4 protein-coding genes are annotated in these 2,926 nt (G+C 31.9%); 1 reads left to right on the forward strand and 3 read right to left on the reverse strand.

Features of this window, described 5'->3' with window-relative positions:
• Positions 1-123: 123 nt before the first annotated feature.
• Positions 124-993: a succinate--CoA ligase subunit alpha gene (sucD, locus tag Q0616_RS07420; RefSeq protein ID WP_171622633.1), complete on the forward strand. Its 870-nt coding sequence runs from the start codon at positions 124-126 to the stop codon at positions 991-993.
• A 58-nt stretch (positions 994-1,051) separates the two neighbouring features.
• On the opposite strand, the gene Q0616_RS07425 is transcribed toward sucD, so the two are convergent.
• The 3 genes from Q0616_RS07425 to Q0616_RS07435 form a co-directional block, all read right to left on the reverse strand.
• The gene (locus tag Q0616_RS07425) at positions 1,052-1,318 is read right to left on the reverse strand and encodes a cytoplasmic protein (RefSeq protein WP_284583979.1); all 267 of its coding nucleotides are present in this window, start codon (positions 1,316-1,318) and stop codon (positions 1,052-1,054) included.
• 5 nt (positions 1,319-1,323) lie between these two features.
• Entirely contained in the window at positions 1,324-1,983 is a 660-nt protein-coding gene (locus Q0616_RS07430) for a DUF4240 domain-containing protein (protein ID WP_171622635.1), read from the reverse strand.
• A gap of 246 nt (positions 1,984-2,229) precedes the next feature.
• Positions 2,230-2,926: glutathionylspermidine synthase family protein (locus Q0616_RS07435; protein WP_298776181.1), on the reverse strand; the 697-nt coding region annotated here is incomplete at its 5' end.

Here is a 2,926-nt window from a genome sequence, read left to right on the forward strand (position 1 = left end):
TTTTTTATGATAAATATCTTATAGATTTTTGTCTTGTTTCGATAATTAGATAGTGTATTTTTTACATCGAATATTTTTTAAAATCCAAAACTCCTTTTATATTTGTGTAAATTAAAAATCACAATGTCTGTATTAGTAAACAAAGATTCAAAAATAATCGTTCAAGGGTTCACAGGAAAAGAAGGAACTTTTCATGCTGAGCAAATGATTGAATATGGAACAAACGTAGTAGGAGGCGTAACTCCAGGTAAAGGTGGACAAACACATTTAGGTTTACCAATTTTTAACACAGTGAAAGATGCTGTTGTTGAGGCTGGAGCTGACGTTTCTATTATTTTCGTTCCACCAGCATTCGCAGCTGATGCTGTTATGGAAGCTGCAGAAGCAGGTATCAAAGTAATTATCTGTATTACAGAAGGTATTCCTGTAGAAGATATGGTAAAAGTACAAGCGTACGTTGACCAAAGAGATGTAACATTAATTGGACCGAACTGTCCAGGTGTTATTACATCAGGTGAAGCGAAAGTTGGTATTATGCCAGGATTTATTTTCAAACCAGGTAAAGTTGGTATCGTTTCTAAATCAGGAACTTTAACGTACGAAGCTGCTGACCAAGTTGTAAAAGCTGGTTACGGAATTTCTACAGCAATCGGAATTGGCGGAGATCCAATTATTGGAACAACTACTAAAGAAGCGGTTGAATTATTTATGAATGACCCAGAAACGGAGTGTATCGTAATGATTGGTGAAATTGGTGGTCAATTAGAAGCTGAAGCTGCTCGTTGGATTAAAGCGAATGGTACAAAACCAGTTGTAGGATTTATTGCAGGACAAACTGCACCAAAAGGGCGTACAATGGGACATGCCGGAGCTATCGTAGGTGGAGCTGATGATACAGCGCAAGCTAAAATGGCGATTATGACAGAATGTGGAATTCATGTGGTGTCTTCTCCTGCTGATATCGGAGCTAAAGTTGCTGAAGTTTTAGGATAAGAAAAATTCTTTCTAAATATAAAAGGAACTCAATTTGAGTTCCTTTTTTTTATAACTTTTATTCAAACCAATATTTACTCATTTCCTCTAAGAAAATTGGATCATTAATAGGAAAAATATCGTCAATAATAGAATCAATTCCACAACTTGGACAAATTGCAGTTTCATCTTTTCCATCTATTTCTTCAATAAATTCTTTGATTTCAGTAGTAGATAAAATTTCTTTACAACAAAAACATGCGCAACTATTAGTATTCAATATTTTTGATTTATTGAATATAGACGCTTTGTGAGCTTGTTTCAAAAATTCAATAGAATACTTCATAAAATTTACAAAAACTCATCTTCATCATCAAAATCATCCTCTGTTTCGTCGTCATCAGGAGAATAATCTTCGATAAAAACCTTGAATAATCTTGGGCAAATAACTTGAAGATTGGTTAAATTCTCGTCATCCCAATCAAAGTCTGGTTTTGGAAATTCTTCAGTAAAGAATTTCATACATTCTTGATCAATAAAATCAATAAAATCATTTTCGAATTTACAATAGAAAACATTATTTGCAATTAAGTGAAAAGTTTCGAATTCGAACAAATCATCTTCATTGAAACCTTCTTCAAAAAAATCTGCCAAATAATCTGGATTTAAAATCGCTTTTTCAAACAATTCTTTTCCTTGAGAAATAATCCAATTTTTGAAATAATAAAAATGTTCAGGATTTGTACCGTCATTCATAATACAAGACGCACACCAAACCTCTGGTAAATGCAATGTGTAAGCAAAAAAATCTAATCGAAGTTGAAAACCAATAATATCTTCGGCAGTTAGAACATCTAATTCTTGCATCAAAGCTAATTCTTGGTCTTGCAGATTATTGGCATCGATCAACGAATTTTCTATAATTTGCCAAAACAGATCTTCTTCGAGCATACGAGAAACTCGTTCTGGCGGTAGAGTTGACGAATTAAACAAATCATCTAAAAAATCCATAATTTTACATTTTAGTTTTTAATTTGCTAATTTTAATTTGCTAAAAATTATCTAAGGTTTTATTCCTTAAACGTTTAATTTATAAAAAATTTTAGCTAAATCTTTTTTTAATTTATAAATAATAAATGATGAAACCTATCAATTTTTAAATTATTTGTAATTTTAGCGGTAATTATTTGATTTTGTTTAAACTAAAAAGTCTAATTCTTGAAGGAATTAGACTTTTTGTATGTTTTTTTTATATCTCTACTCAATGATATGTGGCACAAATCGACTTTTGTCAGTTGTAATAAACTGATTACTTTCTCGAACTGTAATTCCACATGATTCTTGTCCGATTACCCAACTTCCGATAATGGTATAACCTGTTTCTTCGTGATGCAAATCTGTTAAAGCTTGGTAGACAAAACCTTCTTCGCCATATTCGCCCGAAGTTTGTTCAGCAATATGACCATTTTTTACAACTTCTACGTTTGCACCTTCACGCGATAGCAATGGCTTTTTGACATAATCTTCCATTTCTTTTGGAGAGCCAAAATATGCTTCTAACAACAACGTATGATTGGGATATAATTCCCATAAAATAGGCAAAATAGCTTTGTTCGAAAGAATCATTTTCCAAGCTGGTTCTATCCAATTGGCATTTATTTCATCATTTTTGATGTTATACGCAAACAGCTCGTTCATCATCCATTCCCAAGGATAAAGTTTGAAAATATCTGTAATTGGTTCTTCTTCTAAATCAACAAAATTGACATTATTCCAGCCGATTTCGTCAACATAAATTAATTTAGTATTAATTCCGGCTTGTATCGCGCAATCTCTTATATATTCGATGTTTGTTAAATCTTCTAAGGATTCTCTTACGCAAGAAAAATGCAAAGTTTGACCTTTTAAATAAGGTTTTAACATTTTCCACGTTTCAATTAATTTATCGTGAACA

The organism is uncultured Empedobacter sp. (assembly GCF_937930195.1).
In the GTDB taxonomy this organism is placed as follows: domain Bacteria; phylum Bacteroidota; class Bacteroidia; order Flavobacteriales; family Weeksellaceae; genus Empedobacter; species Empedobacter stercoris.

Coding starts and splice junctions, on each gene's coding strand:
- sucD (WP_171622633.1), top strand. CDS start 124: ATGTCTGTATTAGTAAACAAAGATTCAAAAATAATCGTTCAAGGGTTC.
- Q0616_RS07430 (WP_171622635.1), bottom strand. CDS start 1,983: ATGGATTTTTTAGATGATTTGTTTAATTCGTCAACTCTACCGCCAGAA.
- Q0616_RS07425 (WP_284583979.1), bottom strand. CDS start 1,318: ATGAAGTATTCTATTGAATTTTTGAAACAAGCTCACAAAGCGTCTATA.